Source organism: Microcoleus sp. M2_D5 (genome assembly GCF_036701935.1).
GTDB lineage: Bacteria > Cyanobacteriota > Cyanobacteriia > Cyanobacteriales > Microcoleaceae > Microcoleus.
This window is the reverse complement of the sequence record NZ_JAUBRP010000102.1, coordinates 1-4,461: the sequence shown is the minus strand read 5'-3', so window position 1 is coordinate 4,461 and position 4,461 is coordinate 1. Positions and strand designations below refer to the sequence as shown.

General features: G+C 42.4%; 5 protein-coding genes. 3 read left to right on the top strand and 2 right to left on the bottom strand.

Going from position 1 to position 4,461, the window contains the following annotated elements; translation table 11 throughout:
* A partial coding sequence (locus QUA50_RS27000) for a hypothetical protein (RefSeq protein WP_333433676.1) occupies positions 1-219 on the top strand: 219 nt, incomplete at its 5' end.
* Positions 220-296: 77 nt separating this feature from the next.
* Here the strand turns inward: QUA50_RS27000 and QUA50_RS26995 are convergent.
* Positions 297-1,589: an endonuclease/exonuclease/phosphatase family protein gene (locus tag QUA50_RS26995; RefSeq protein WP_333268291.1), complete on the bottom strand. Its 1,293-nt coding sequence runs from the start codon at positions 1,587-1,589 to the stop codon at positions 297-299.
* Between the two features lie 153 nt (positions 1,590-1,742).
* The gene (gene gloA2 / locus QUA50_RS26990) at positions 1,743-2,129 is read right to left on the bottom strand and encodes an SMU1112c/YaeR family gloxylase I-like metalloprotein (protein ID WP_333268289.1); all 387 of its coding nucleotides are present in this window, start codon (positions 2,127-2,129) and stop codon (positions 1,743-1,745) included.
* A 74-nt stretch (positions 2,130-2,203) separates the two neighbouring features.
* Here gloA2 and QUA50_RS26985 point away from each other — a divergent pair, with 74 nt between their 5' ends.
* Complete coding sequence (locus tag QUA50_RS26985) at positions 2,204-2,353, top strand: hypothetical protein (RefSeq protein WP_333268288.1); 150 nt, start codon at positions 2,204-2,206, stop codon at positions 2,351-2,353.
* Between the two features lie 102 nt (positions 2,354-2,455).
* Complete coding sequence (gene ilvC / locus QUA50_RS26980; RefSeq protein WP_333268307.1) at positions 2,456-3,487, top strand: ketol-acid reductoisomerase; 1,032 nt, start codon at positions 2,456-2,458, stop codon at positions 3,485-3,487.
* Positions 3,488-4,461 lie beyond the last annotated feature (974 nt).

Genomic DNA, 4,461 nt, shown 5'->3' with positions numbered 1-4,461 from the left:
CAAGATGCCTGTTCCACAAAAATTCAGTTTGATTGTGGGAAGAACAGGCAAGATGCCTGTTCCACAAAAATTCAGTTGATTGTGGGAAGAACAGGCAAGATGCCTGTTCCACAAAAATTCAGTTTGATTGTGGGAAGAACAGGCAAGATGCCTGTTCCACAAAAATTCAGTTTGATTGTGGAACGGGCATCTTGCCCGTTCCTAAAAAATTCAGTTTGATTGTGGAACGGGCATCTTGCCCGTTCCTAAAAATAATGAAATATCGGATTTCTAATCAGTCACTGATTGAACTTCCTTCAAATAACCAAATCTGTAATTAACGGCAAATGATCCGAACCGACATTGCGGCCAGTACGAATCTTCAAAACACCAATTTCTTTGCTGACTAGAAAGTGATCGATCGGAATATAAGCCAGCGGCATAAAAGTCGGCCAAGTCGGTAAAATGCCAAAGCCCGATCGCGCATTTCGCAAATTTCCGGTTTTTACCATATTTTTGTAGAATGGCGACCACATTGTGGTATTGAAATCCCCAACCACAATCAGCGGATTTTTGACTTGGGCTGCATACTCGCCGATGTCGGCTAGCTGTTGGTTGCGATCGATAAAACTCTGCTGTTTGATGGGTATAGTCGGATGAGCAAGAATCAGAGAAATCATTTTACCTTGAAATTCAACCTCCGCAAACAAGCTCTTTCTTCCCTTTGAAAATAGTTTAACAGAGGAATTGTTTAAAGGCAGCTTGCTGTAGATGGCACTGCCAAATCTCTGAGATTCTTGGTAGTGGCAAGAGTAAGGAAACATTTCGCTTAAAACGGCTAACTCCTTCGCCCAAACTGTGCTAACTTCAACAAAAACCGCGATATCGGGTTGTTCTGCTTTTACCAGCGATATCACCTCAGAATATCGTCGGTTATTCGTTAAAACATTTGAATGCAAAATCCGCAGGTTTTGTCCGGGAGTTGCTCCGGCAAAGGCTGGCGCTGGAAAATACCAAGGAAGAATTTCCGCCAAATTAATGATAATGCAAAAGGCGCTCACCAGCAACCATGTTTTTTTTGCTCGCACGAGAGCGAAGAATATAAAAGTAGAGAAACCAAGCAGCAGATATTGTAGTTTAAAATGAGAAGTCAATTCAAAAACAATGTTGAATTTTCCGAAATAACCGACTATTGAAAATACGGCATTTACAGTTGCTGCGATAATAAACCATTTTAAAATTACGTACTTTAAGCTCAGGTTTTTGTTCGGTATGCTGTGCATTACCGCCCATTTGAGCTTAATTTTGAGGTCGTTTGTAATCGGTAATTTATCAATTTCTCTTACCAGTTGTTCTGGCTGTTCCAACTCTCGCCGCTTTTGATAAAATCTCACCAGCAAGCTATCTACCACAAAATAACTAAAATAATTGGCAACAAATCCTGCAAATACCAACACACCTAAACCGATTAGCATACCAAAGGAACCGCCGACTTTGACCAAACCCGACCAAACGGCTGCGTCACCTGTTTTACCTGTAGCTACTATGGCTATAAATAGCATTAAAGCCGGCAATCCGACCGTGATTGTGTTTCTGATGATAGAGTCCATTATACAATTTTAGATTTTAGATTTTAGACTTCGGCGTCAGCGCTAGAGGAAAACGATTTTAGATTTTAGATTGGGAATGAATCATGCAGTTTTTAGGGCAATGCACACCCCACCTATTGACTTAATAGCGACTTTACAAAATCGGGATACTCCTTAAATTTCATAAATTTCTAACGGTAAGTTGTCGGGATCTCTGAAAAATGTAAACCGTTTTTCTGTAATTTCGTCAAGGCGAATTTGTTCTACTTCTACTTGTTGGGATTTTAAGTAAGTAACTGATGCTTCTATGTCTTCTACGGCAAAAGCTAAATGTCTCAAACCGCAAGCTTCAGGATTGTTAACTCTTTCAGGAGGGTTGGTAAATGAGAAAAGCTCGATGGTGTCGCCGTTTCCGACTCGCAAATCTAGTTTGTAAGAATTCCTCTCGGTTCGGAAAGTTTCTTTGATAATGGAACATCCCAATACTTCTACATAAAATTTTTTTGAGGCTTGGTAATCCGAACAAATAATCGCCACATGATGTATTGCCTTTATTTTCATTTGAATAAATTTAGTTAGTTTTGTTTTTCTGAGATGTTGCACCATTCTCAATAAGCTTTTTAGGAACAGGCAAGATGCCTGTTCCACAAAGAGTAATTTTTTTTGTGGAACAGGCATCTTGCCTGTTTTTGAGAATGGTGCAAGATGTGAGGTTTTTCCAAATGCACAGCACGCTATTGACAATTATATTTGACGATCGCAGACTCCGGCACCAACGCTGCTAAATTCAGGGCGAGATCCCTTTGTTTTCCCCCGCCCAAATCTTAACCCAAAAAAATTATGCAAAAAAAGTACCCTACCTTGATAAAATTAGAGTTTTGCAGTCAATCACCCAATTTGCATCTCAGGAGACAAGGATTATGGCCCGTATGTATTACGACACCGACGCGAACCTAGACCTCTTAGCCAACAAAACGATTGCTATCATCGGCTACGGTTCCCAAGGACACGCCCACGCCCTCAACCTCAAAGACAGTGGCATGAATGTCGTTGTCGGTTTGTATCCCGGTAGCAAATCTGCAGCCAAAGCAACCGACGCGGGTTTAACAGTTCACCCGGTAGACAAAGCAGCCGCTGCTGCTGACTTCATCATGATTTTATTGCCCGATGAAGTTCAAAAAACTATTTACAAAGAACAAATCGAACCGAACCTTTCTGAAGGAAATGTTTTAGCATTTGCTCACGGTTTTAACATTCACTTCGGCCAAGTTGTTCCTCCTGCCAATGTAGACGTAGTAATGGTTGCGCCCAAAGGGCCCGGACACTTGGTGCGACGGACTTACGAACAAGGGGAAGGTGTTCCGAGTTTGTTTGCAGTATATCAAGATGCTTCCGGTCAAGCGCGCGATCGGGCAATGGCCTATGCTAAAGGTATCGGCGGCACCAGAGCCGGCATCCTGGAAACCACTTTCCGCGAAGAAACAGAAACGGATCTTTTTGGCGAACAAGTAGTTTTGTGCGGCGGTTTGAGCGCCTTAATTAAAGCTGGATTTGAAACTTTAGTTAACGCCGGATACCAACCGGAATTAGCTTATTTTGAATGTTTGCACGAAGTTAAACTTATCGTTGACTTAGTAGTAGAAGGAGGCCTCGCCAAAATGCGCGACAGTATCTCCAATACCGCAGAATACGGCGATTTAACTCGCGGCCCGCGCATTGTCACGGATCAAACCCGCGCCGAAATGCGTAAAATTCTCAGCGAAATTCAATCCGGTCAATTTGCCCGCGAATTCGTTCTGGAAAACCAAGCCGGCAAGCCAGGTTTTACCTCCATGCGCCGTCAGGAAGCAGAACATCCTATTGAAGAAGTTGGTAAAGATTTGCGAGCTATGTTTAGCTGGTTGAAAAAGCAGGCTTAATCAATTTTAGATTTTAGATTTTAGATTTTAGATGGAGCATCGATCTAAAATATTCCTGGACGAATAACCTCTATCTGTAGGGTGTGCATTGCACACCTTACTGCTGGGAAAATCTCAAATCTGAGGTTTAATCGATTACAGATTAGAGATGGGATAAAAAATCTAAAATCTCAAATCCAAAATCTACAATCTACAATCTCAAATCCTCATTTTGGGTTTCGCTTCGCTTAACCCAACCTACAATAAAATGGCTAGGTATTGTTAGAAAAACAGGGTTTCTCGCTGGTAGCTCAAAACTATCGACTCGGGCTAGGACTTTTTTGCAATTTCTCAATATCCTGTTGCCTTTTTTCGTTGAAATCTCTGGGCCTCAACCAATCTGGCCACAACCCGACGAAGAACTTTCGACTGGCCACGCTAGTATCTCTTACAGGTTTGGGGAGAAAAGTTAAAGTGTCACCGTAAAGGGTAAACAGGGCTGCCAACAGAATCAATAGCGGGATAAGATTTTTTTTAGGCATGGCCGTTGGGGAGTAGAGTTTGTGAAAGCGGTTGCTTATATTTTGCCCTTGCACGGACAAAAAATATCAGAAACAGCTTAAGAAGAAAAATAGACCTCAGCAATCTCGGACGCGGCCGTGCCGTTTCCCTACCCCAAAATCATCAATCTTCTTCGATGAAAGATGTAACCATCGCCCGATTAATTGTAGGAAAACGGCACGGCGCGGTGTCCTGACTGTGGGTAATATCAATTCCGATGTCAGCGGATTTGATATTATATCATATCCGAGCGATTGACCATAATATCCCGGCCGGGGCGGGTTTTTGAGATTGTCAATTATTGGCAGATATTGGCAGGTTTACCCGCCCCTACCTAATTTCGGGTAATTGACCGAAGGTATCGGCTCAATAAGTAGGGGTAGCAGTTATTCTAGTTGCCACCGACTTGCCCAAGGGATGAAGAGAAGATTTTT

Bases quoted from the DNA above. Each gene is read 5' to 3' on its own strand.
- QUA50_RS26995 (WP_333268291.1), bottom strand. From the start codon at position 1,589: ATGGACTCTATCATCAGAAACACAATCACGGTCGGATTGCCGGCTTTA.
- gloA2 (WP_333268289.1), bottom strand. From the start codon at position 2,129: ATGAAAATAAAGGCAATACATCATGTGGCGATTATTTGTTCGGATTAC.
- QUA50_RS26985 (WP_333268288.1), top strand. From the start codon at position 2,204: ATGCCTGTTCCACAAAGAGTAATTTTTTTTGTGGAACAGGCATCTTGC.